The 23,752-nt window shown below is 37.1% G+C and carries 24 protein-coding genes; 9 read left to right on the forward strand and 15 right to left on the reverse strand.

The window, feature by feature from the left end; genetic code table 11:
* Window positions 1-351: 351 nt before the first annotated feature.
* The 13 genes from MKL35_RS06160 to MKL35_RS06220 all read right to left on the reverse strand — a co-directional run bounded on the left by MKL35_RS06160 (window position 352) and on the right by MKL35_RS06220 (window position 12,094).
* On the reverse strand, window positions 352-1,059 hold the full coding sequence (locus tag MKL35_RS06160; protein ID WP_081404442.1) for an SIR2 family NAD-dependent protein deacylase: 708 nt from the start codon (window positions 1,057-1,059) through the stop codon (window positions 352-354).
* Between the two features lie 97 nt (window positions 1,060-1,156).
* A complete protein-coding gene (gene gcvH / locus MKL35_RS06165) occupies window positions 1,157-1,531 on the reverse strand; it encodes a glycine cleavage system protein GcvH (protein ID WP_032011250.1) in 375 nt (124 codons plus the stop codon).
* A gap of 38 nt (window positions 1,532-1,569) precedes the next feature.
* Window positions 1,570-2,595: an AraC family transcriptional regulator gene (locus tag MKL35_RS06170; RefSeq protein WP_000705529.1), complete on the reverse strand. Its 1,026-nt coding sequence runs from the start codon at window positions 2,593-2,595 to the stop codon at window positions 1,570-1,572.
* Between the two features lie 108 nt (window positions 2,596-2,703).
* The gene (locus MKL35_RS06175) at window positions 2,704-3,144 is read right to left on the reverse strand and encodes a MaoC family dehydratase (RefSeq protein ID WP_016805700.1); all 441 of its coding nucleotides are present in this window, start codon (window positions 3,142-3,144) and stop codon (window positions 2,704-2,706) included.
* Window positions 3,145-3,155: 11 nt separating this feature from the next.
* Window positions 3,156-4,991: an ABC transporter ATP-binding protein gene (locus MKL35_RS06180; protein ID WP_032011247.1), complete on the reverse strand. Its 1,836-nt coding sequence runs from the start codon at window positions 4,989-4,991 to the stop codon at window positions 3,156-3,158.
* A gap of 373 nt (window positions 4,992-5,364) precedes the next feature.
* Window positions 5,365-5,901 (reverse strand): DUF2058 domain-containing protein, encoded by a 537-nt coding sequence (locus MKL35_RS06185; protein ID WP_002050144.1) that lies wholly within the window; start codon window positions 5,899-5,901, stop codon window positions 5,365-5,367.
* Window positions 5,902-5,904: 3 nt separating this feature from the next.
* The gene (locus MKL35_RS06190) at window positions 5,905-6,585 is read right to left on the reverse strand and encodes a YoaK family protein (RefSeq protein ID WP_017398260.1); all 681 of its coding nucleotides are present in this window, start codon (window positions 6,583-6,585) and stop codon (window positions 5,905-5,907) included.
* A 5-nt stretch (window positions 6,586-6,590) separates the two neighbouring features.
* On the reverse strand, window positions 6,591-7,793 hold the full coding sequence (gene sstT, locus MKL35_RS06195; RefSeq protein WP_002050031.1) for a serine/threonine transporter SstT: 1,203 nt from the start codon (window positions 7,791-7,793) through the stop codon (window positions 6,591-6,593).
* Window positions 7,794-8,212: 419 nt separating this feature from the next.
* Entirely contained in the window at window positions 8,213-8,521 is a 309-nt protein-coding gene (locus MKL35_RS06200) for an ArsR/SmtB family transcription factor (protein WP_002050127.1), read from the reverse strand.
* Between the two features lie 475 nt (window positions 8,522-8,996).
* Window positions 8,997-9,563, reverse strand: coding sequence for a TetR/AcrR family transcriptional regulator (locus MKL35_RS06205; RefSeq protein WP_004709146.1), 567 nt, complete (start codon window positions 9,561-9,563; stop codon window positions 8,997-8,999).
* A gap of 360 nt (window positions 9,564-9,923) precedes the next feature.
* Window positions 9,924-11,087 carry a ribosomal protein uL16 3-hydroxylase gene (locus tag MKL35_RS06210; RefSeq protein WP_004709144.1) on the reverse strand — a complete coding sequence of 388 codons (1,164 nt, stop codon included), beginning with the start codon at window positions 11,085-11,087 and terminating at the stop codon, window positions 9,924-9,926.
* A 30-nt stretch (window positions 11,088-11,117) separates the two neighbouring features.
* Window positions 11,118-11,711: a Maf family protein gene (locus MKL35_RS06215; protein WP_270913136.1), complete on the reverse strand. Its 594-nt coding sequence runs from the start codon at window positions 11,709-11,711 to the stop codon at window positions 11,118-11,120.
* The gene (locus MKL35_RS06220; RefSeq protein WP_002050020.1) at window positions 11,711-12,094 is read right to left on the reverse strand and encodes a DUF2237 family protein; all 384 of its coding nucleotides are present in this window, start codon (window positions 12,092-12,094) and stop codon (window positions 11,711-11,713) included. Before MKL35_RS06220 ends, MKL35_RS06215 begins: the two co-directional genes overlap by 1 nt.
* 138 nt (window positions 12,095-12,232) lie before the next feature.
* On the opposite strand from MKL35_RS06220, the gene MKL35_RS06225 reads away from it, so the two are divergent.
* The 3 genes from MKL35_RS06225 to fba all read left to right on the forward strand — a co-directional run bounded on the left by MKL35_RS06225 (window position 12,233) and on the right by fba (window position 14,943).
* Complete coding sequence (locus MKL35_RS06225; protein WP_002049932.1) at window positions 12,233-13,420, forward strand: phosphoglycerate kinase; 1,188 nt, start codon at window positions 12,233-12,235, stop codon at window positions 13,418-13,420.
* Window positions 13,421-13,541: 121 nt separating this feature from the next.
* Window positions 13,542-13,784, forward strand: a complete 243-nt coding sequence (locus MKL35_RS06230) for a hypothetical protein (protein ID WP_017392865.1) — start codon at window positions 13,542-13,544, stop codon at window positions 13,782-13,784.
* A gap of 121 nt (window positions 13,785-13,905) precedes the next feature.
* Window positions 13,906-14,943: a class II fructose-bisphosphate aldolase gene (gene fba, locus MKL35_RS06235; RefSeq protein ID WP_002049840.1), complete on the forward strand. Its 1,038-nt coding sequence runs from the start codon at window positions 13,906-13,908 to the stop codon at window positions 14,941-14,943.
* 120 nt (window positions 14,944-15,063) lie between these two features.
* Here fba and MKL35_RS06240 read toward each other — a convergent pair whose 3' ends face one another.
* Window positions 15,064-16,374 (reverse strand): peptidylprolyl isomerase, encoded by a 1,311-nt coding sequence (locus MKL35_RS06240; protein WP_002050186.1) that lies wholly within the window; start codon window positions 16,372-16,374, stop codon window positions 15,064-15,066.
* A complete protein-coding gene (locus tag MKL35_RS06245; RefSeq protein ID WP_032011241.1) occupies window positions 16,374-18,827 on the reverse strand; it encodes an LPS-assembly protein LptD in 2,454 nt (817 codons plus the stop codon). The genes MKL35_RS06240 and MKL35_RS06245 overlap by 1 nt, the downstream gene beginning before the upstream one ends.
* A gap of 120 nt (window positions 18,828-18,947) precedes the next feature.
* Here MKL35_RS06245 and MKL35_RS06250 point away from each other — a divergent pair, with 120 nt between their 5' ends.
* The 6 genes from MKL35_RS06250 (at window position 18,948) to MKL35_RS06275 (ending at window position 23,743) form a co-directional block, all read left to right on the forward strand.
* The gene (locus MKL35_RS06250; protein ID WP_106479495.1) at window positions 18,948-19,961 is read left to right on the forward strand and encodes an aminoglycoside phosphotransferase family protein; all 1,014 of its coding nucleotides are present in this window, start codon (window positions 18,948-18,950) and stop codon (window positions 19,959-19,961) included.
* Window positions 19,961-20,650, forward strand: coding sequence for an N-acetylmuramate alpha-1-phosphate uridylyltransferase MurU (gene murU / locus MKL35_RS06255; RefSeq protein WP_002049766.1), 690 nt, complete (start codon window positions 19,961-19,963; stop codon window positions 20,648-20,650). Before MKL35_RS06250 ends, murU begins: the two co-directional genes overlap by 1 nt.
* Before the next feature lie 87 nt (window positions 20,651-20,737).
* Window positions 20,738-21,370 (forward strand): 16S rRNA (guanine(527)-N(7))-methyltransferase RsmG, encoded by a 633-nt coding sequence (gene rsmG, locus MKL35_RS06260; RefSeq protein ID WP_002050181.1) that lies wholly within the window; start codon window positions 20,738-20,740, stop codon window positions 21,368-21,370.
* A 21-nt stretch (window positions 21,371-21,391) separates the two neighbouring features.
* Complete coding sequence (locus tag MKL35_RS06265; protein ID WP_002050124.1) at window positions 21,392-22,174, forward strand: ParA family protein; 783 nt, start codon at window positions 21,392-21,394, stop codon at window positions 22,172-22,174.
* Window positions 22,171-23,058 carry a ParB/RepB/Spo0J family partition protein gene (locus tag MKL35_RS06270; RefSeq protein ID WP_032011236.1) on the forward strand — a complete coding sequence of 296 codons (888 nt, stop codon included), beginning with the start codon at window positions 22,171-22,173 and terminating at the stop codon, window positions 23,056-23,058. The genes MKL35_RS06265 and MKL35_RS06270 overlap by 4 nt, the downstream gene beginning before the upstream one ends.
* Window positions 23,059-23,107: 49 nt before the next feature.
* Window positions 23,108-23,743 (forward strand): MotA/TolQ/ExbB proton channel family protein, encoded by a 636-nt coding sequence (locus MKL35_RS06275; RefSeq protein ID WP_004887494.1) that lies wholly within the window; start codon window positions 23,108-23,110, stop codon window positions 23,741-23,743.
* Window positions 23,744-23,752 lie beyond the last annotated feature (9 nt).

Raw genomic sequence — 23,752 nt, forward strand, 5'->3', positions numbered from 1 at the left:
TTTCTTGTACGGCATTTCAAGAGGTTGAGATTCAACCACAAAAGAATTTTTTTGCTCTGTTATCTTTGTGATGTGTTTTGTGTGTTTTTGTGTAAACAAGTGTAATTTCAATTACAATAAAAATTAAAGTAAATTTAATCAGTAATTTAGAGGGTATAAATAATTCATTTATTGTTTAGAAAATTATAAAAATAGTAAGTTTAGAAAATAGATCAGCATGTTTGGTTACAAAATTAGCGATGACAGTATATGACTCAAGAAAAAATTTGACATGAGTTGAGTGTTTTTGCATCAATTTTATGTGAAGAGACAACTTTAGAGGTGAAATTTGCAATAAAAATGAAAGAAATATTAGCTCGTCAATTGATGAAATAGCTCTTTCATACCTTCTGTGGCTGTCATATTTAATAGTTTATATTGAGATGGAACACGAGAATGATCTGCTTGGGGATCTATATAGTAGGCTTCAGTGTAGTTAGGAATTTCATGAACTAAAGCAGCAACAGGGTAAACACTTAAGGTTGAACCAATAACAATGAAAATATCCGCTTCTTGCACTTGCTTTATGGCTTCTTCAAATGCTGGAACTGCTTCACCAAACCAAACCACATGAGGGCGAAGAGGATAGCCATTTGGACAAAGGTCATGCTCTAGATCTAATTTCCAACCATTAATTTCATAAAATTCATTTGTATATTGGGCATTTGGTCCAGAGCTTTTCGCTAATCGAATATTACCATGTAGATGCAACACATTCTGGCTACCAGCACGCTCATGTAAATCATCAATATTTTGTGTAATGACTTGTACATCGAAATGATTTTGTAATTTGGCAATATATTGATGAGCTTCATTTGGCTGAGCTTCTAAAATATTTTTACGGCGTTCGTTATAAAACCGTTGGACTAACGCAGGGTCTTTATCCCAAGCTTCCGGAGTAGCAACTTGCTGTATATCATAATTTTCCCATAGGCCATTACTGTCACGAAAAGTACTAATTCCACTTTCTGCACTCATACCTGCACCAGAAAATACAACAAGTCTTGTCATGTTATTGATCCTACGCATCCAGTTTTATAACTATTTTATACATATATAAAAAAACCAGTTTAAAAGTAAACTGGTTTTTATCAAATATTGAAAGCAATGCTAAATTTTATAAGCCAGCTTCATATTCTTCATTTGTTAAAAGTTTTTCAACGTCTGCCATGTTGTCTGGCTTAATTTTATAAATCCAGCCTTTCCCGTATGGATCTTCATTTACAAAATCCGGATCATCTTCAAGGTTTGTATTTACTTCCATTACTGTACCAGAAACAGGAGCGTGGATGTCAGAAGCAGTTTTAACTGATTCAACTACTCCAGCTTGTTCGCCAGCTGTTACTTGGCTGCCCACTTCCGGAGTTTCAACATAGACCAAGTCTCCAAGCTCGTCTTGTGCATGGTCGGTAATCCCAGTAATAACAAGATCACCTTCAATTTTTACCCACTCATGTGTACGTGCATACTTCAATTCTGAAGGGTGATTCATGACATCTCCTTAAGCTTGTGTCCAATATTTTAATAACATTATAAATAGGGGTCTTTGCGCCAGTTACTAGGACTACGACCACTCCAGCGTTTAAATGCGCGGCTGAAATTTGCGACATCAGAATAACCCAGTTCATCCGCAATTTGTTCAAGACTATAATCTGTACGTGAAAGTAAAGAAGTCGCATGACGATAACGGACTTCATCTACTAATGTTGAAAATGAAGTTCCTTCCGCTGCCAACTGTCGCTTTAATGTGCGATCTGACATGTGTAAGTATTCTGCTACATTTTCTATGCTTAAGTAATGTTGTTCCGAGTTACTTAAAATATCACGTACACGCATTGCTAAACGGCGGCGTTCACCTAAAGCAGAGAGTTCAGCCTCACATTGGTTAATAGCAATTTGACTGGCGATTGGATCTGAATTAATTAATTTAAGGCCTAAATATTTTTTATCAAAACTAGAAATTAAATGAGGCTGATTAAACCGAATAGTACTGCTTAGTTTGCTCTTATATTTATCAAAGCCTGCTGGTTCTGGAAAATCTAGGTCGACATCGCCCGCTAAATCTTCAATACCTGTCATGGCTTTTGCCATTGTCATGATGCCAATGGTTAAGCCTAAAACAATTTCGGTGCGAAGTGGTTCTAACTCAATATCACATTGTAGTTGTAATGTGGCTTTTGGGCCGAACGTAGAAAAATAGAGTTGTAAAAAAGGTAAGCGTAACTGGATAAAACGAGCAGCAAGAGCAATTGCTTCAGTAATATCTTTTGCTGTCATTATTGCGTAGCCAATAAATCCATGAATTGAAATACGCATTTGGGTGCCAATATGGTAACCCAATGTACTTTCTCCAGTGAGATTTAAGGCATGTTTAACCAGTTCATTTGCTACAGGTGTTGAAATACGATATTCAGGGTCAGCCAATTGTTCACTTGTAAGATGAAAAGGGGCAAATAATGTCTCATCGTTGTATCCCCAACGTGAAACAACATCTAATAGCAATAAGCCATAGACTCCTGGAATACCTTGATCTTGACGAGCTGAGGTAATTTTCATATGCGTTCCGTTGCTCTCATCAATTTTCTACGTGCATTTCTTACACATCTTGTCATGAAATATAATTTGAGTTTATAAAAACTGTTAGACAATCATATCAAGGATTCGTTAAATATTCTTTTTAAAGACAACGATTTTTGTCGTTGAAATAAGTAAAACATCTCCATGTTGATTTAAAGCTTGCGTAACGTAGCTTACAATACCACGATCCAATTTTGTTTTGGATGGTGTAATTGCTGAAATCTCAGCTTCAACATGTATACGGTCACCAGGTCGAGTCGGGCGAGGCCAACGTAAACTAGACTCTGAACCCACGAGCCCCCCATGAATAGGCATACATTCTGTCCATAAGCGCATAGTAATTGCCGAGGTATGCCATCCACTGGCAGCAATACCTTTAAAGATTGGATCTTCTTTAGCTAATTCTTCATCTATATGGAAAGGCTGAGGGTCGTAGTGGCTTGCAAATTGTTTAATCTCATCTAGTGTAATTTCATATTCACGACTGATAAAACGATCACCAATTTTTAAATCTTCTAAATAAAGCATTAATCCTGACCCTATACTACTTTTTGCTCAATAAGAAAGCCGCCAGTTTGGCGTTTCCATAATTGTGCATATATACCATTTTTAGCAATTAATTCTTCATGGGTACCTTGCTCTGCAATTCTACCTTCATCAAGAACAATTAAACGGTCCATTTGAGCAATGGTAGACAAACGGTGAGCAATTGCAATAACTGTTTTATCTACCATCAGGTCATTTAAACTAGACTGAATAGCTGCCTCAACTTCCGAGTCTAATGCACTTGTTGCTTCATCTAATATTAAAATTGGTGCATCTTTTAAGAAGACACGTGCAATAGCGATACGTTGTCTTTGACCGCCTGAAAGTTTAACACCGCGTTCACCAACCTGTGCTTCATAGCCAGAACGGCCTTTTAAGTCGACAAGTTGAGGAATAAATTCAGCTGCTTTTGCCTTATGCACTGCACTTTGCATGTCCAGATCGGTTGCATCCGGACGGCCATATTTAATATTTTCAGCAACTGAACGATGGAGTAGAGAAGTATCTTGAGTAACTAAAGCAATATTCGCTCTCAAACTATCTTGTGTAACATCTTCAATATTCTGCCCATCAATTAAAATTGCACCTTCTTTAAGATGGTAGAAATGTAAAAGTAATTGGATGAGAGTGGATTTTCCTGCACCTGAACGGCCAACGATACCAATCTTTTCGCCCGCTTTAATGTGTAAATTAAAGTGATCGATGACATTTTTATTGTTATAGGCAAAGGTCACATCTTTAAATACGATTTCACCTTGCTTTACTGTAAGTGGTTTTGCATCTGGTTTGTCTTGAATATTGATTTTCTTACCAAGAGTTTGCATACCATCTTGAATGGTACCCACATTTTCAAATAAGGCTGACATATGCCACATCATAAACTCAGCCATGCTATTAAGCTTTAAAATCATGGCGGTCGTTGCTGCAATTACACCTAGTGCTGCTAGGCCTTGTGTCCATAGCCAGACTGCTGTTCCAATCACGCCTACAAATAAAACAGCAGAAAGTAAATTAATGCTGACTTCAAAAAGAGTACCTAATCGCATTTGTGCATAGACAGTTGTCATAAACTCTTTCATTGAAGCTTTTGCATACTGGCTCTCACGACCAGCATGGGCAAATAATTTAACCGTTTGAATATTTGTGTAGGCATCTGTTACACGCCCAGTCATTACTGCACGAGCATCAGCTTGTTGCTGCGATACTTTGCTTAAACGGGGAATAAAGAACCAAGCGCTTAATAAGAATAAACCCAACCAAACCATAAGTGGAATGAGTAAAGTTGGTGAAATTGCACCAAGAACGATACTAACGGTAATAAAATAAATGCTGACATAAGCCAACATATCGCCCAAAATAATCCAAAATTCACGGATAGCTAGTGCTGTTTGCATGACTTTTGCTGAAAGGCGACCCGCAAAATCATTATGGAAAAAATCTAGACTTTGCTTTAACAAAAGATTATGAAAACGCCACCGTAAGCGCATTGGAAAAGTACTATATAAAATTTGGTGTTTTATAATAGATTGAATATTAACAAATAAAATATTAGCAAATAAAACGCTAATAAGAATGAGTATATTGGAAGCGTGTTGGCTTAAAAAGCTTTCTGGTTGACTGTTACTCAGCCAGTCGACAAGTTGCCCAATTTTTGAAAAGAGTAGAGCTTCAAAGCTGGCTGCACCCGCTGTACATATAATGAGTAATAATAAGTACGGACGAACACCTTCAGTAGCTTGCCAAACAAATGGGAAAAAGCGAGTTGGTAAGGGCTCATCCAGACCTTTGGTTGGATAAGGATCTACAAGTTTTTCAAACCACTTCAGCATGAATGACTACCTTTATACATCAGCTACTTTATTAAAATTTCGCAATTTAATTTGCAATAAAGTCAGTTAGATCAAACTCGATATAGATGTTGATCTGTTGGGTGTGTGGATACACGTCAAAGTCTATGTTGTATATCTTTAGCTAAAACTGACAAGATTTAGTCAAGATATAAATTTGGAAACGGGAAAAGCCTAAAAGGCATGGTAAAGACAAAAAATGTTTTATTCATTATATCGATAATAATAGATGAAGTGGTGAATGAATTTGATGTGAATGTAATTTTTATAAGTTTTTTTAATAAATGATAAAATACTGATATTTAGCCTAAGCAGCATGAGCCTTTATCTAAATATTGATAAAGGCTCATAATAATTACCACATTAAGTCATCTGGAATAACATATGCTGCATACGGATCTTCTTCGTCAGTAGTTTGTTCATTTTTCTCTGCATTATTAATTAAAATAAAGCCTTGCATTTTTTGATCAATTTTTTCGGCCAAAGCTTTTGGAAGATAAGCGTATTGATCTTGATCCTTAGCAATTACTAAACTACCTGTAACAAGGGCATTGTAGACTTGTTGAGATAGATATACCTTTTTAATCTTATTCTCGTCAATAAATTGATAAGCCACATCTCCGGCAAAATCTACAATTTTGTGTTGTTTAATCATTTGAATAATAGAAGCTTTTAATGCTTTTTCTTCAAGTTGTTGCTGTTTTTCTAGATTTAAAGCTTGGTCTTTAGCTAGTTTTTCTTGTTGAGCTTTTTCAATATTTGCTTTGATTTCTGCTTCATTGCTTTGACCAGTACGCTGCTCATGCTGAGCTTGTTTGGTGAGTTTTTTTGCTTTTTTATTGTCAACTAAACCTGCTTTGAGTAACTGAGCTTGTAAGGCATTTTTAACCATGACTTAATCCGAATCTGAAGAGGAAGAACGATGAAAATAAACAGCCCAATATGAAATACTGAGTGTTAAGCTTAAAATTGCTGGTAGCAAAAATGATTGCAATTTTAAGTAGGGGTGAACTGAAGCAGCAATTATACCACCAATAAGAAAACCTGAAAAAATAAGTAGATGTAAAATAATACGACGGTTTTCTACTTTTAAACCTCGTGCTATGTAACCAAGTGCAAGGCCAAGATCTGTTAAGACGCCCGATAAGTGAGTTGTCCTAATAATGGTCCCTTTATAATGGCTGACCATGGCATTTTGTAAACCCATGGCGACACAAGCCCATAATAATCCATATTTGGGAAAATAAGGCAGTAATAACCAGCAAAGAAAAATAAAGAGGGCAACTAAGCTTAAAGGGAGGCCATATCGACGGCCTAATTTGAAATGGCTATTACCTAAAATAAAACCACTATAAAATGATCCACATACATAACATAGTATAACAAGTACCAAATATATGACGTGATCAAACTGCCAGTTTACCAAACTCATCGCTAACATACTGACATTACCTGTCATATGCGACACCGATTGATGTAAAAGGGTGATTAACCCTAATACATTAATCATTCCGGCATTCATTGCCAGTAAAAAGGCGCCAATTTGGAACCAGTTTGGTAAACGTTGAAATGGCATGTTCTCTAAGAGTTTTGTCTTGAGCGAATATCAACAGCGGCAGTAAATAAAACATCAGTTGATGAGTTAAGAGCTGTTTCGGTTGAATCTTGTAATACACTAATAATCATACCAACTGCAACAACTTGCATCGCAATTTCTGATGAAATACCAAATAAACTACAAGCGACTGGAATTAAAAGTAAAGAACCACCGGCAACACCAGACGCACCACATGCTGAAACTGTAGCGACTACTGACAAAATAATCATAGTTGCCAAATCAACATGAATCCCCAATGTATGCACAGTTGCTAAAGTAAGCACAGTGATTGTAACAGCTGCTCCAGCCATATTAACTGTAGCACCTAAAGGAATAGAAACACTTGCAGTAGATGGATTAACACCTAAACGTTCAGCTAAATCAAGGTTAACTGGGATGTTAGCTGCTGAGCTGCGTGTGAAGAATGCAGTAATACCACTTTCTTTTAAGCATTTAAAAACAAGTGGGTATGGATTGCCACGAATTGTTAAACCTACCAAAATTGGGTTAACTACAAGAGCAACAAAAAGCATTGTTCCTAATAGAACAGCTAATAATTGCGCATAACTTTCAAGCGTTGCTAAACCAGCATCGGCAAAGGTTACTGCAACTAAACCGAAAATGCCTACAGGTGCAAATGCGATGACTTTGTGAATAATCGCACTCACAGCATGTGAAACATCATGCATCACTTGTTTAGTCGTATCTGAACTATGACGCATTGCCAAACCTAGACCAATTGCCCATGCCAGAATGCCAATAAAGTTCGCTTCACTAATTGCTTGAACAGGGTTTGCAATAAAACTTAAAAGCAAATTTTTTAATATATCAGCGAGGCTACCAGGCGCTTGTAGGTTGTTATGTGAAACAGTATTAAGATAAAGAGTACTTGGAAAAGACAAGCTCGCAACAACGGCACTAAACGCAGCTAATAGCATACCCACTACATATAATAGTAAGACTGGTCGTAAATTTGCACTATGGCCAACCTGAAAGTTAGCAATAGATGAGAGAACCAGTACGAAAACTAAAATAGGAGCAACCGATTTCAATGCTTTAATGAACAGCTCACCAAACAAGCTTAAGTAAGGTGTAACGGTTGGAAATAATAGTGCAACACCTATTCCTAAAATAATGGCGATAATAATTTTGGTGACTAAGCTTAATCGAGAAAAGAATTCAAGCATATAAAGGCCTTATTAACCTATTCATGGCTAAAGGTTGAACAAGCGGAGTATTTTATACTTAAGTGATGTGAATCTTAAGCTTTTTTATATCAAGTAATTAGATTAATAAAAAAAGGTAATATTAAGTATTTGTTTTTAAAATAGTAAAATTAAATTATTAAATTAATTAAAAAGATATTCTGCTTATATAACAGTCAATAAAAAATTAACTGTGGGGTCTAAAAACCTATTGAAAAATAGTGGAGGGAGAGACTGAAAGAAATAAGAGAGTGTATTGTTGTTTTCAATAGCTTTAGATACTTGAAAAACTACGCGAATTTTCAATCCTCTTTGCTCGGTTTATTACCAGCTACCAAGTTGAAAAATCGCATATTTCAGGAATACATTAATATTATTATAATTTTATAAATTCAGCGCAGTTATTCTATACAGTATAACTGATAAAGCGTATTCAAAATTGAGTGCATCTTGTCATCCTTTATAGAATAGAAAATTTGTTTGCCATCACGACGTGTTGAAACGACATCACTTTTACGTAACATCATTAATTGTTGTGAAAGAGTGGGTTGGGTGATTTGGGTTTTCTCTTCGATTTGAGAGACATTTAACTCCTCATGAGCTAAGTGACATAAAATTAATAAACGGTCAGGGTTAGCTAAAGACTTTAATGTGCCTACGACTGAATCAGCCGCATTTTTCATTTCTTCAATTTGGAGTCCATCTTTCATACTTTATACCTATATCAATATGGCCGGCATAGTATAGATTGATCTTAAGAAAATGAATGTAGCAAAACTAATCAATCCAATTGTTTTTGTTGAAAAGGTTTATAAGTGTAATTGATAAATATATAACATTATTAAGGTATAACAATAATTTGTAGTTGTTTTGTGTCAAAAGTGTTGCATTGTGTGAGAAGCGTAATTGTTAAGTATAAATGAAACAAAGTCAAAGGAAAAAAATCTTATTTTAAGTTCTATCTATAGTTAATTCTGATTTATCTATGAAAGGGTAATAAAAAAAGATTGAGTTTTTACTTTTTAAAGATATAATTGATTCTGTACAGACAGGTCTGTATATTCTAGTTTGGGATGATAGTCCAAAAAAAACGTCTAACTCTAGGCTAGAATGACTTTCAGACGCAGCGTGATGAATAAGAAGAAGATTCAACAATATAAGAAGAATAATATCACGCTTTATTTTTTACTGTGCAACTTTTTCAAACTCAATAAGCTTCTCTACACGTTTCCAGTAGTCATTAATTTTTACTGAGCCGTGCTCAACCTGAGCTTGAATGGTCATACCTTCTAAAATATTGACTAACAGTAATGCTAAAGGACGAGATTCCTCAATTTCATGTTGAACAAGAAGATCCTGCATTAACTGAGTCAACCATATTTTGTATAAAGTCGCAGGTTGGTGAGTTGAAGGGTATTGCTTTAATACTTCTTCTAAGGCTTTTTGAAACATACAGCCATTAAAATCTTCGCTATTAAACCAATCTGCATACCATAAAAAGATTGCCTTAATACGGGCTAATGGATCATTTTCGTCTTGTTTAGATATAGCAGCAGTAAGAGAATTTTGTAAAAGTGAGTTTCTTAGTAATAAACACTCTTCAATTAGTTTCTCTTTGGAAGGGAAGTATTTGTAAAATGTCATTTTTGCTACACCAGACTCACTGATGATACGATCAACCCCTATAGAGTTATAACTATATGAGTTAAAAAGTCTTAATGCAGTGGTAATAATGTCATCTTTTTTTGACATATTTTAGTAGCCTCACACAAAAAATTTGCTCTTAGCCTAAATGGTCGAGTGTATAAATAAAAAGCAAGAACGCACAATTTTACATTGTATTGATTGTTATTGATAGAAAAAAATAGGTTTTTTAAAAACAATAGAAGGGCAAAGCATAATGCTCTAGGTATATATTTTATATTTGCTGAAAAAATTTCTATGTCTTAATTAGACGTATTTGCTAGATAATTTTTTAATTTAGAAAATAATTTTAAACCATAGAAATGTAACCGCAAAATAGATTTATAGATTGGTATATTTAAACATGTATTTATAAAAGAAAAAAGGAGAAATTTTAGAATTTTCTCCTTTTAACCTATTTAGTCGATATTATTCTGCCGGTGGCAATAACATAAGAATTGAATCATTCAATAATTGAACAATGTTTTCTAAAATCTCTACATTGCTTAGCTGGTTATTAAATGGAATACTTTCTCCATCTGCTATTGTTTTGAGTTGAGTGGCAAAAGATTCCACTATTGTTAAATCTTCTCCATTGCCCCAAAACTTTAAAACTCCATTTTGTTCTGTATAAAGTAGGCGAGAGGCTGGTTCTAGCAATAATTCATAACCTTCTGTCAAAATAGCATTGAGGTCTTCAACTTCTATCTCGTCTGGTTCAGGAATATTATCTGGATATTTAGGTTCAGTCATATATGCCATGATGGCAGCATCAAGTACTGATGAATTTTGCAATTGAGCTAAAACCAATCCTCTTAAATATGCTAATTCTTCTGTATTAATTTCACCAACTTGAGAAATACTCTTTCGGGCAATATCTATGACTGGGTTCTGTAGTAATTCATCGGTAGCAAATTGGTCACTAATTCTGTCAATCATGCCAGAAATATTAGGCATACGGAAACCAAACGAGAAAGTTAAGCAATCATCTTCAGCAACTCCATAATGTGCTAAGCCAGGTGGAACATATAATAAGTCACCAGGAGCTAAAACTTCGTCAAAATGAACATCTATGTCTGGCAATAATTTTAATGGTTGATTTGGAACAAATTCAGTGGTTGCATCACACATTTGGCCTAATTGCCAACGACGGTGACCATGTCCTTGAACAAGAAATACATCATAAAAGTCAAAATGTTTTCCAACTGAGCCTCCTTTAGGTGCATAAGAAACCATAATGTCATCACGACGCCATTGAGGAATAAAAGGAAATTTCTTCCATAATTCCGCTAAATCGAATGAGTAATGATCAACTGCTTGTACCAACAGTGTCCATAGCTTTGGTAATTTTTGAAAGTCACCTTTAGTTAGAGGAGAAGACTTTACGTGCCACTCATTTGGATTTTTGTCTTTTTGACGAATAAGACGTGCGCTAACATGATCTTCTAAAGCGAATTCTTTCACATCATTTGGCTCTAACACGCCAATGATTTCAGGCATGGCATTACGCACAAGTAATGGTTTTTTCTGCCAGTATTCTGATAAAAACTGTTCAGCAGTAATGCCGCCTAAAACGGTTAAAGGTTCTGTCATGGAGATAACCTATAAATAAACTAATAAATATTAAGGAATTTGAAGTTCAAGCTGTCTTAAAATCTGACAGAGCTGAATCATGGGTAAGCCCATTAGGGTGGTTTGATCTTGGCCTATCATTTTCTCAAATAAACTAATGCCAAGACTTTCACACTTAAAACTTCCCGCACAATGAAGGGGTTGATCTAAATCGATATATCTTTCAATTTCTGAGTCGCTTAAATTGCGAAATTTAACTTGATAATGTTCAACTAGAGTGTGTTCAAAGCTTTTTTCAAGACATTGAACACTTAAGGCTGTACTAAAAAAGACTGTTCTGGCTGAGTTTGCTTTTAACTGAGCTTTAGCATTTTCAATAGTCAATGGTTTGCCAATAAAATCATGAGGTGCATGTTCTCGCCATGCAACCTGATCTGATCCAATTACAAATGCTTCCGGATTTTTCTGAGCAATAACCTGAGCTTTAGTAAAAGCCAGTCTTTTAGCTAAATCATCAGCATGAGTCTCGCCACGAGAACTTTCATCAATATCTGGACTGATACAGATATATTCGATGCCCAAACGATTCATCAAATCCTTACGCGTTTGACTACTCGATGCCAAAATAATTTGGGGGTGTTTCATTACACTGCGTATTCCATTAATACATCTAATGGGACATAACTTAATACTGCTTGATGGCAGGCATGAAGTTTGACAGGTGGAGCTTGACCAGCTTGATATGCTTCTACCCAACGAGTTACACAAATGCACCAGAAGTCACCTGGCTGTAGGCCAGGGAAGCCAGCTTCAGGTAAAGGAGTAATGAGATCGTTGCCAACTTTTTGCGAAAAATTTAAAAAGTCAGACGTCATTTGAGCGCATACAGTGTGTTGCCCAAGATCTGTTACTGCTGTATGGCAAAAACCATTTCGAAAATATCCGGTAATAGGATCAAAACAACAGCTCGCTAAAGGCTCACCTAAAACATTTAAACGATTGATTTGTGGATCGGGATGAATAGACATAATCGATGAAATATTAAATTACTACCTCTATCATAATCAAAACTTTGGCTTTCTACAGCTTTTATGCAAAAAAACTAACCTTTTTTGATGTAATCATTTAAAATTGGCGCGTTTTTAAAATCATAAAGAGAGCTTTACATGAATTTTCAGCGCATGACTGACCTTAACTTAGCAGGTAAACGTGTACTTATTCGTGAAGATTTAAACGTTCCTGTTAAAAATGGTGTGATTACCAGCGATGCTCGTTTACGTGCGGCACTTCCAACAATAAAAGCTGCTTTAGAAAAAGGCGCTGCTGTAATGGTATTTTCGCATTTAGGTCGTCCTGTTGAAGGTGAACCAAAGCCTGAACAATCACTTGCACCAGTTGCAGCATATTTAACTGAAGCATTAGGCCAAGAAGTTAAATTATTTACTGATTATCTTGATGGTGTAGAAGTTCAGGCTGGACAAGTTGTTTTGCTTGAAAATGTTCGTTTTAACGCTGGTGAAAAGAAAAATAATCCTGAGCTTGCACAAAAGTATGCTGCTTTATGTGATGTATTTGTGATGGATGCATTTGGTACTGCTCACCGTGCAGAAGCTTCTACTGAGGGCGTAGCACGTTTTGCTCCAGTTGCAGCTGCTGGTCCTTTATTGGCTGCTGAATTAGATGCACTTGGCCGTGCAATGCAAACACCTGAAAAACCAATGGTTGCTATTGTTGCTGGCTCTAAAGTTTCAACAAAACTTGATGTTTTAAACTCATTGTCTACTATTTGTGATCAACTTATTGTTGGTGGTGGTATCGCAAATACTTTCTTAGCGGCCGCTGGTTACAACGTTGGAAAATCTCTATACGAAGCTGACTTGGTAGAAACAGCAAAACAAATTGCTGCTAAAGTAAGCGTTCCACTTCCTACAGATGTTGTTGTAGCGGATGCATCTCAAATTAACTTTGAAGATTTCTTGGGTTCTTTGGCGGCTGCACAAGCAGTTGTTAAAAAAGTTGAAGATGTAACTGCAAACGATATGATTTTAGATGTTGGTCCTGAAACAGCTAAAGCATTTGCAAATATTTTAACAACATCAAAAACGATTCTTTGGAATGGTCCCGTTGGTGTGTTTGAAGTTGATCAATTTGGTGAAGGTACTAAGGCACTTTCTCTTGCAGTTGCTCAATCTGATGCATTCTCGATCGCTGGTGGCGGTGATACTTTAGCTGCGATTGATAAATATAATGTTGCTGACCAAATTGGTTATATTTCAACTGGTGGTGGTGCGTTCCTTGAATTTGTTGAAGGTAAAACTTTGCCAGCAGTGGCTGTTTTATTAGAACGTGCATAATACATATATGTAAAAATAAGAAGGGGTTGGGTTCAACCCCTTTTTCATTGATAAGTCATTAAATTGTCATATTACTGAAATAAAATAATGAGCACTAAATCACCAATTGTGGAAAATAGTGATGAATTTAAAACTTACCTTAGCTGCTTTATTAATTGTTCCAGTGATGTTGACTGCTTGTGCGAAAAAAGAAGAGTCTTCTAAAGCAGGACAAGATGCAGCATCTACAGCAGTTTCTGATAAAGTAACTCCTGAACAGCAAGCTACAATTGATTCGCTTGATAAGCCAGTTTTAGATGAAAAGAATACAGATGTGGTTGAAGGTAGTGCGTCTAGCGAGTCGGCTGCTTCAGAAACTCATTAATTTGTTGTTTTTTGTTAAAAAGTCCCTGCAAATGCAGGGATTTTTTTTGAAATACTGTGATTTGTTGCTGAATTGAAATAAATGACAAGGTAGAATAAGCCGCACTACCTGGGAGGATATTATGGCACTCATTTCAATGCGCCAGCTCTTGGATCACGCTGCGGAACATAACTACGGCGTACCAGCATTTAACGTAAATAACTTAGAACAAATGCGTGCAATTATGCTTGCCGCAGATGCAACCAATTCACCTGTAATTGTTCAGGCATCAGCTGGAGCTCGCAAATATGCAGGCGCTCCATTCTTACGCCATCTTATTTTGGCTGCAATCGAAGAGTGGCCGCACATTCCAGTGGTAATGCACCAAGACCATGGTACTAGCCCTGATGTATGCCAACGCTCTATTCAACTTGGTTTTAGCTCAGTAATGATGGATGGTTCATTAGGTGCTGATGGTAAAACCCCTACAACTTACGATTACAACGTAGATGTAACTCGTCAAGTCGTAGCAATGGCTCATGCTTGTGGCGTGTCTGTTGAAGGCGAAATCGGTTGCTTAGGTAGCCTTGAGACAGGTATGGCTGGAGAAGAGGATGGTGTTGGTGCAGAAGGTGTACTCGATCATTCTCAACTTTTAACTTCTGTTGATGAAGCGAAGCAATTCGTTGCTGACACGAATGTTGATGCCTTAGCAATTGCTGTAGGTACTTCACATGGTGCTTATAAATTTACACGTCCACCTACAGGTGACATTTTAGCAATTGATCGCATTAAAGAAATTCATGCGGCGTTGCCAAATACTCATCTTGTAATGCACGGTTCAAGCTCTGTACCACAAGAATGGTTAAAAGTAATTAATGAGTTTGGCGGCAATATCGGTGAGACTTATGGTGTGCCAGTTGAGCAGCTTGTAGAAGCAATTAAACACGGTGTACGTAAAATCAATATTGATACTGACTTACGCTTAGCTTCAACAGGTGCAATTCGTCGTTTCATGGCGGAGAATCCAGCTGAATTTGATCCACGTAAGTACTTTGCTAAAACTGTCGATTCAATGAAACAAATTTGTATCGATCGTTATGAAGCCTTTGGTACAGCAGGTAATGCTGACAAGATCCGTCCAATTTCATTAGAGAAAATGGTGGATCGTTATAAATAATTCCCGATAGGGTTTGATTTATGGAAACCGGTTATTTATATAACCGGTTTTTTATTATCTAAATCTTATCCATAAAAAAACCTGTGATAAACACAGGTTTTTAATTAAATAAAAATTAACTTACTTTTGCAGATTCTTTTTGTCGAGACTTGGATCTTTAATCTCTACATAAGCATTTGCACGTACTTCACGTAACCAGCTATCAATTTCAGTATTGAATTGACGTTCACCTAAAATTTGACGTGCCATACGTTCTTGATATTCGTGAGTCATATCTTTTTCGCGTTTGTCTGTCACTTGTAGAATATGCCAGCCAAATTGAGTTTGGAAAGGTTCACTAATTTGACCTACAGGAATTTCCTGCATTTTTTTATCAAACTCAGGTACCATCATTCCTGGATTAACCCAGCCTAAACTACCACCGTCACGCGCGGAACCTGTATCGTTTGAATAAGTTGCCGCAAGAGTGGCGAAATCTTCACCTGCCTTCAATCGCTTATAAATGCTATCAATGATTTGTTTCGCATTTTCAGGACTTACTACTTCGGAAGGCTGAATAAGAATATGGCGTGTTTGATACTGTGGTACCAAGGCTTTTTGTTCATTTTGCTTGCGTTCTAAGAGTTTTAGAACATGTACACCATCTCGTACAGAAATTAGATCAGTGGTTTGACCATCTTGTAGGGGAGTAATACGGGCAGCGAGTTCAGCCGGAATATCAGAAAGGGGACGGAATCCCATGTCTGCACCTTCAACTTTTACTGTCGCAGTTGAAAGTTTTTTGAGAGCATTTAAATCATTGCTTTGAGCCAGCTTTGAACGAACTTCTTTAGCTACACTTTGAACTTCTTGAGGATTGTCTCCAGAAATTCGCATATGGATCACATGTGCCTGATTGCCGAGAGCAGCTTGCCCCTGTGGTGATTTTAAGAAATTGTCAACATCTTGATCACTAATCTTAATACGTGACATCACTTGCTGTTGGCGTAGACGATTAATTGCTAAATCTTCGGCAATACGGCCTCGTAAATTTTCATAAGTTCCTGGAGCAATCGCATCTAATTTTTGTTGAAATGCTTCTAAACTTTTACTGCCAGATTGACTCGCTACTTTAAGTACTGCCTCGTTTAGGCTTTTCTCATCAGGTTTAATACCATAACGTTTTACTTGTTCAAGTTGAGCTTGACGTAAGATGAGTTGGTCTAAAACTTGAAATTGTAAGTATTGTTGAGGTGGTACTTCTTTTTTTTGTGCCTGTAACTCGTGAGTAGCTTCTGCCATTCCTTGTTCAAGGTCACTTTTTAAAATTACGCTATTGTCCACAATTGCCACAACTTCATCAGTGGGTTGGGCAAAACTATGCATTGATGAAGATATTAATACAGCAAGGGTTGTTGCTTTAAAAAACTGTTTAAGATGCTTTGCCTTCATTAACGTTGTGTCCAAGATTGATTAATTTTGTTAAAACCTAAAACGCGATTTTCAAGTATAGATGCAAGTTTGTTGTTTAAACCACCTAAACCTTTAAGTGTGACTTCAGCCATAATCGCGCGTTTCTCGTTAACATTAGGAGATTTTGGATCATCTAGGTCGTTATAGTAAGAACGACCGTAGACTGAGATACCCCAGCAACATGATTCATAGTTAACACCTAATAACAGCTCACGAGCCACATCATTGTCCATGTCATATTGAACAAGACCCATAATACGCCAGTTGTCTGTAATTGGTTGTATAAACGATGCAACAACTTGGTCATAGTTATCTTGGCGACCAGGGATATCTTTACGGTAGAAGTAGCCTAAGTTATATAGGTTGCCTTTGTCACCCGTGTAGTAAACTTGGAAATCACGCTGTGCGTTATCGCCGTTTGACATCCAAGCTGAATTTGCTGCAATCGTAAAGTTCTGGTTAAGTTGGCTTGTTAAGCTTACAACTGGTCCTGTATTGCGTTCGGTATCAAATGTATCAGGTTGATTTTGTAGAGTTACGCGTCGATCTTCAAAATAATAGCTTTGACCTACACTTGCACGTAAACGTTCTAAACCTACTGTATCAAAAAGGCTATAACTTACGCCAAGTGATAAGAAATTGTTGTCTTCAAGGCGGTCATGCCCATAGAAGCGGTAAGGGTTAAAGAGTTGATCGTAGTTAACTGAAGCAGAGGTTGAATCGAAGTTTGGATAACCATTCTGATCTTTATAAGGGGCATAGGCATAAAATGCACGTGGAGTAATTGTTTGAAGATATTTACCATCACGTTCAAAAGTAAGACCAGTATCTAAAGTAAACTGAGGTACGACGACTGATTTAGACTCTGAACTGGCATCTAAACCTTGTGAGGCAATGCTATCTTTGTCATAAAAAGTCTGGATAGAACGTACAGAAACTTCAGGAATAACAAAAGCTGCTGGTGTACGATAGTTATAACGTGTTGCAAACTGGTTATAAATACGTGTACCGCTACTTTCCTGAGCCGAACCATCATTAATTGATTTTTTAAAGTATGCAGTATCGTTATTAAATTCGTACTGTAGACCTTGTGGATTACCAGTGACGTAGTTTAATAAGAACTGTGGTAAACGGGCATAAGGTTTATTCGCATCCAAAACTGAAGGATCTAGCGTCTGGAAGTCTTCAACTTTAAGCTGAGCTTTTAAACCCGGAATACCATGTTGATAGTTGAGTTCCCAAGCTCTTCGTAGATTTACATCGGTTTTAGAGTTTGGACTGCTGTCTAAGTCTGCAAAATAATCTTTATCAGATGCATAGTGATATTCAAGGTTAGTAGACCATTGATCATTAATATTCCAGTTGTGGAGGAAATTAAAATCTTTACGATCTTTATCGTTATATTCTTTATCAGATGGAAGAATACCGCCTGATATTACCCCTGCACCGAAGCCATCCGTTAAATAGCGAAATTCACCTTTGAGCATAGCTCCACGTTCTGATAGATATCGTGGAGTAATCGTTGCATCATAATTAGGCGCAAGATTTAAATAAATTGGAACAGAAAGTTCACCGCCACCACCACTATTTGAGAAACCTGAAAAACCAAACTGTGGGTTAAGAATACCTGTAGTTCGACGGTCATCAATTGGGAAGTTAAAGTAAGGGACTGCTATAACTGGCACATCTTTAACATAGATTTTTGCATTGCGAGTGACGCCTCGACCAGTTTCCTGATTTAGCTCAATTTTATTAGCCTGAATTTTCCAAGCAGGTTTTTGGCCTGGTGGACAAGTGGTATAGCTTGCATCATTAAGAACCATTACATTTGGAGAGGTTCTTTCGATTTTTCCAGCGTGACCATGTGCATGCTGCTGTTCAGAAATATAAAAACTATTATTTAAATCACCAGTTTGAGTCTTTAAATTGTAATTAATTTCATCACTTTGAGAGAGTAAGCCGCCTTGGGCTAACTGCACTCGACCTTGTGCATGAGCAAATGTTTGAGTTTTATCGATGGTAACTTTATCGGCACGTACAGTACGACCTTCTTGATCTATTACTACGTTTCCTTCTAGCTCAGAATCGCCAGCAGGGTTGTAATGACCATAATCCGCCGTTACAACCGATGTAGCTTTATCTGCATCTAATGCTTTAGTTTCAGGATTAATCGGTGTAATCCAAGTTCCTTGGCAAAATGCGGAACTCAAATATTTATTATTGCGCAACTGCGCTTCAGGTGCAGATTTATCAACATAATATTGTTGAAAGAATTCCTGCCCAGGATAGGCTTCCTTAATACTCGCCTTAAGTTGATTATTGTCTATGTTAGAGACAACACCAGCTGACTCAGCATAACTTGATTGTATGGAGCCACATAAGAGCGTAAAAATAGCGGTCGCTAAAGGATTAAATTTAAACTGATGCTTCATTGTCTCATTAACCAAGTATGCTAATTCACAATTAATTATTGTCGCATCATAGAGAAAAAGTTTATAAGTGGCTACACTTAACCCTTCAAAAATCTCAGCTTGTTTTAGATTTTATTGCAAATGAATACACAACGTGAACAATTGATACATACATGGCTTACATCTGTTCTTGAAAATGATCAATTTCAGATCGCTTATTTAGCAGGGGATGCCAGCTTTCGCCGTTATGCTCGCATCCAGTTACAAAATAAAACTTATATGCTTATGGATGCGCCTCCTGAAAAAGAAGACTGTGTTCCGTTTGTAACCATTGACGAATTTTTTGCAGGTCATGGGGTCCGCGTGCCTCAAATTGTTGCAAAGGATTTAACACAAGGTTTTCTATTGCTAGAAGATTTTGGTGATGTGCTGTTGTCGACATTATTAAATGATGCAACAGTTGATCAATATTACGAACAAAGCTTTAAACAGCTCACTCATTTGCAATCAATTAATGGTATTGATCATTTCCCAGCTTATTCTTATGAAAAGCTTATGTCTGAAATGCAGCTGCTAACAGATTGGATGTTGCCATCACTTGGGATTCATCCAACGGCTGAGCAAAAGAAAACTATTGATGACGCATTTGATTTCTTAGCTCATGCTGCATTGGCTCAACCGCAAGTTATTGTGCATCGTGATTTTCATAGTCGTAATTTAATGAAAATTACTAATGAAGAAGAATTGGGGGTAATCGACTTTCAAGATGCGGTTATTGGTGCCGACACTTATGATTTAATCTCGATTACACGTGATGCGTATGTACAGTGGAATGCTGAGCGTGTTTATCAATGGTTTAAAGTTTTCTATGAGCTTTTACCAGCATCTGGTAAACAAAACCGAACTTTTGAGCAATTTAAACGTGATGCCGATTTAATGGCAATTCAACGTCATATCAAGATTTTGGGCATTTTTGTTCGTCTGTTTGAGCGAGATGGTAAGTCTGGATATTTAAAAGACTTGCCGCGAGTCATGTGGTATTTACTTGAAGAGAGTCGTGGTTATCATGAGCTTGATGACTTCATGACGTTTATTCGTAACTCAGTCATGCCTAAGTTTATAGAAAAATATGGCCCCTATGAGGTAGCAGCATAATGAAAGCAATGATTCTTGCTGCTGGCTTGGGCAATCGTATGCGTCCACTTACGCTATATACACCAAAGCCTCTGCTTGAGGTGGGGGGTAAGCCACTTATTGTGTGGCATATCGAAAAGCTTAAGAAAATTGGTGTGACTGAAATAGTCATCAATTCTGCCTGGTTGGCTGATAAGCTCATCAGTAGCTTAGGTGATGGTTCTCAATTTGGTGTGGACATCCGTTGGACACGAGAAGAAGAAGGGCTGGAAACAGCTGGTGGAATTATTAATGCTTTGCCACTGCTTGGAACAGATCCATTTATTCTAGTGAATGGTGATGTATGGACCACAATGGGTTTTGAAGCGCTACGCGATATTAAGCTAAATGATGATTTAGCTCATCTTGTCTTGGTTGATAATCCTAAACAACATCCTGAAGGCGACTTTACATTATTGGATGGACGTGCTTTTGCATTCGATCAAGATGTGAAGGGCGAGAATCTCACTTTTAGTGGGGTATCTGTTATCAATCCTAAGCTCTTTGATGGATTGGAGCCTGGTAAACGTCCGTTAGCACCATTGTTGAAGCAAGCGATGCAGAATCAAAGAATATCTGCTGAAAAGCTTAAGGGTGCATGGGTAGATGTGGGAACGCCTGAACGTTTAATGGAGCTAGATTTGCAAATTCGTGAAGGCTTCTACGATTAACTGCGTAATCCCTAATCGTTAAATAGTGTTCCACGATGCATAAATGGGTATACTTTGTTTTAAATTTTACTTAGATGTTATCTGTTTATGCATCCATTTTTTCAAGAGTTACAACAGGGTAGTCAAAAACTAGGTTTGTCGCTTAGCGATGAAGCTTTGACATTATTGTTAAAGTATCAAGATGCTTTGGTACTTTGGAACAAAGCTTATAATCTAACAGCGATTCGTGATCCGAAAGAGATGTTAGTGAAGCATTTGTTAGATAGCCTAAGTATTTTGAAAGATTTACCACCAGGTCGATTGCTTGATGTTGGTACTGGTGGTGGTATGCCAGGCATGATCATTGCTTTATGTCAACCAGAGCGCTCTTGTGTATTGCTTGACTCAAATGGTAAGAAAATTCGTTTTTTGAAACAGTTTATTGCTGACCTTAAGCTTAAAAACGTAGTAGCTGTGCAAACGCGTGTTGAAAATCAAGATACAATTGATGAGCTTGGTCAATTTGATGTGATCACAAGTCGAGCATTTGCATCTTTAACTGATTTTGTTGAGGCTGCACGTCCATATTTACATGAGCATAGTATAATTGCTGCGATGAAAGGATTGATTCCAGTTGAAGAAATGGAAGAGCTTAAGCAAGAATTTTCATGTAAAGTGATTGAACTGCATGTACCAAGACTTGATGAACAACGTCATTTACTTTTACTTCAACGAATTTAAATAAAAAGTATTAGGGTTACCATGGCTCAAATTATTGCGATTGCAAACCAAAAAGGTGGTGTTGGTAAAACAACGACTGCAGTAAATCTTGCAGCATCACTTGCTGTATTGAAAAAACGTGTATTACTTGTTGATATAGATTCACAAGGTAATGCTACGATGGGGTCTGGTATTCAAAAGAATGATCTACTTTACTCAATCACTGATGTGTTATTGGGTGAAGTGCCAATTGAAACTGCAATTCAAAAGGCAGAGGTTGGATATAAAGTTTTGGGTTCAAACCGTGAGCTTTCAGGTGTTGAACTGGCAATTGCCGAACAAGAAGGTCGTGAGTTTATTTTAAAGAATGCTCTGAACGAAATTAGAAATTCTTTTGACTACATTATTGTTGACTGTGCCCCTAGCTTAAGTTTAATTACGGTAAATGCCTTGGCTGCCGTAGATAGTGTAATCATTCCTATGCAATGTGAGTACTATGCATTGGAAGGTTTGGCTGATTTAACCCAAACAATCGATCGTATTCAAAAAGCATTAAATCCTGATTTAGAAATTATCGGTGTTTTACGTACGATGTACGACGCACGTAATGCCTTAACTCGTGATGTATCAGCTGAGTTGGAACAGTATTTTGGTAAGAAGCTCTATGACACTGTGATTCCACGTAATGTTCGTTTGGCTGAAGCGCCAGCGCATGGTTTGCCAGTGATTTATTTTGAAAAGAGTTCAAAGGGTGCAGTTGCATACTTAAATCTTGCAGCTGAGATGTTAAAGAAAAGTAAAGTAAAGAAAGGAAGTAAAGTATGAGCATCAAAAAACGCGGATTGGCGAAAGGGCGTGGTTTAGATGCATTACTTGGTTCAATTCAAAAAGAAAAATTACAATTAGAAGCTCAAGCACTTGATCATGGTCAGTTAAAACAAATTGATGTGAATTTGTTGAAGCGAGGTGAATATCAGCCACGTCGTTTTATCCATGAACATGAATTACAAGAATTGGCATCCTCTATTGAAAAACATGGGGTAATGCAACCAATTGTTATCCGTCCTGTAGATGATGAAGCTCATCCTTACGAAATTATTGCAGGTGAGCGTCGTTGGCGTGCAGCACAAATTGCCGGTTTAACTGAAATTCCAGCAATTGTTCGTGATTTAAATGATCAGGTCGCAATAGCTTTAGCACTTATTGAGAATATTCAGCGTCAAGATTTAAATCCAATTGATCAAGCCTTGGCATTACAACGTTTTCATGATGAATTTGGTTTAAGTCATCAGGAAATTGCTGATACTGTAGGTAAGGCGAGAACAACGGTCAGTAACTTGTTGCGTCTATTAAGTTTGGCTGATGACATTAAAGAATTTATGCAACAAGGCCAGCTTGATATGGGCCATGCTCGTGCCATCTTGACTTTAAAAGGTAAAGAGCAACTTGAAGTAGCTAAAATTGTCATTGAAAAGGGATTATCCGTTCGTCAGACTGAGCAGTTGGTGCGTGATTGGAACGAACCTAAACAGGAAAAGGAAAAAACTCCTGTTGCACCAGACATTGAGCAATTAACTCAGAAATTATCGGAACGTTTTGGTGCCAATGTTAAAATTGATCATAACCAGAAAGGTAAAGGGAAACTTGTTATTCATTATCATTCACTCGATGAGTTAGATGGTATTTTGAATATTTGTTTGCCAGATTAATTCTAAGTTAGGTCATATATTTCTAATTTATATTCTTGGGGAAGAAAATATGTGGGAACTTGTGAAAGCGGGCGGCTGGTTAATGCTGCCTTTAATTTTGTGTTCAATTTTAACGGTCGCTATTAGTATTGAACGTTTTATACGTTTGAGACGTTCACAAGTTTTGCCTAAAGCACTGATGAGTGATGGTAGTGCAGATATTTCTCATATCATTACAAATTTGGAGCAAGATACTGATGCCTCAAGTACAGCATTAGGAAATATTCTAAAAGCTGGTTTTGAGCATCAGGAGCATGGAGAGCAATTTGCTCGGGCTCAAATGGAAGCAATGGCTTCTCAAGAAATTTCTTATTTAGAAAAAAATATTAACTTCTTGGGAACTTTAAGTGCTATAGCACCTTTGCTTGGGTTACTTGGAACAGTTGTAGGGATTATTGAGTCTTTTCTCGTGATTGATTTTGGTTCGGCAGGTAGTCCAAGCTTAATGATTCCTGGTATTTCAAAGGCCTTGATCACGACAGCGGTTGGAATGCTCATTGCAATTCCTGCACTTATTTCTTATCGTTATTTTCAGAGAGTGGTACAAAATTACATTGCGGAGTTAGAGCAACAATCTACACTCTTTCATGCATCATTGTTTTATAAACGTTCTTCTGTTGTGCAAGAACATCGCCGTGTTGGTTGATGGGTAGGT

Origin of the sequence: Acinetobacter sp. AOR41_HL (assembly GCF_027854645.1) — a bacterium.
Classification (GTDB): domain Bacteria; phylum Pseudomonadota; class Gammaproteobacteria; order Pseudomonadales; family Moraxellaceae; genus Acinetobacter; species Acinetobacter nosocomialis.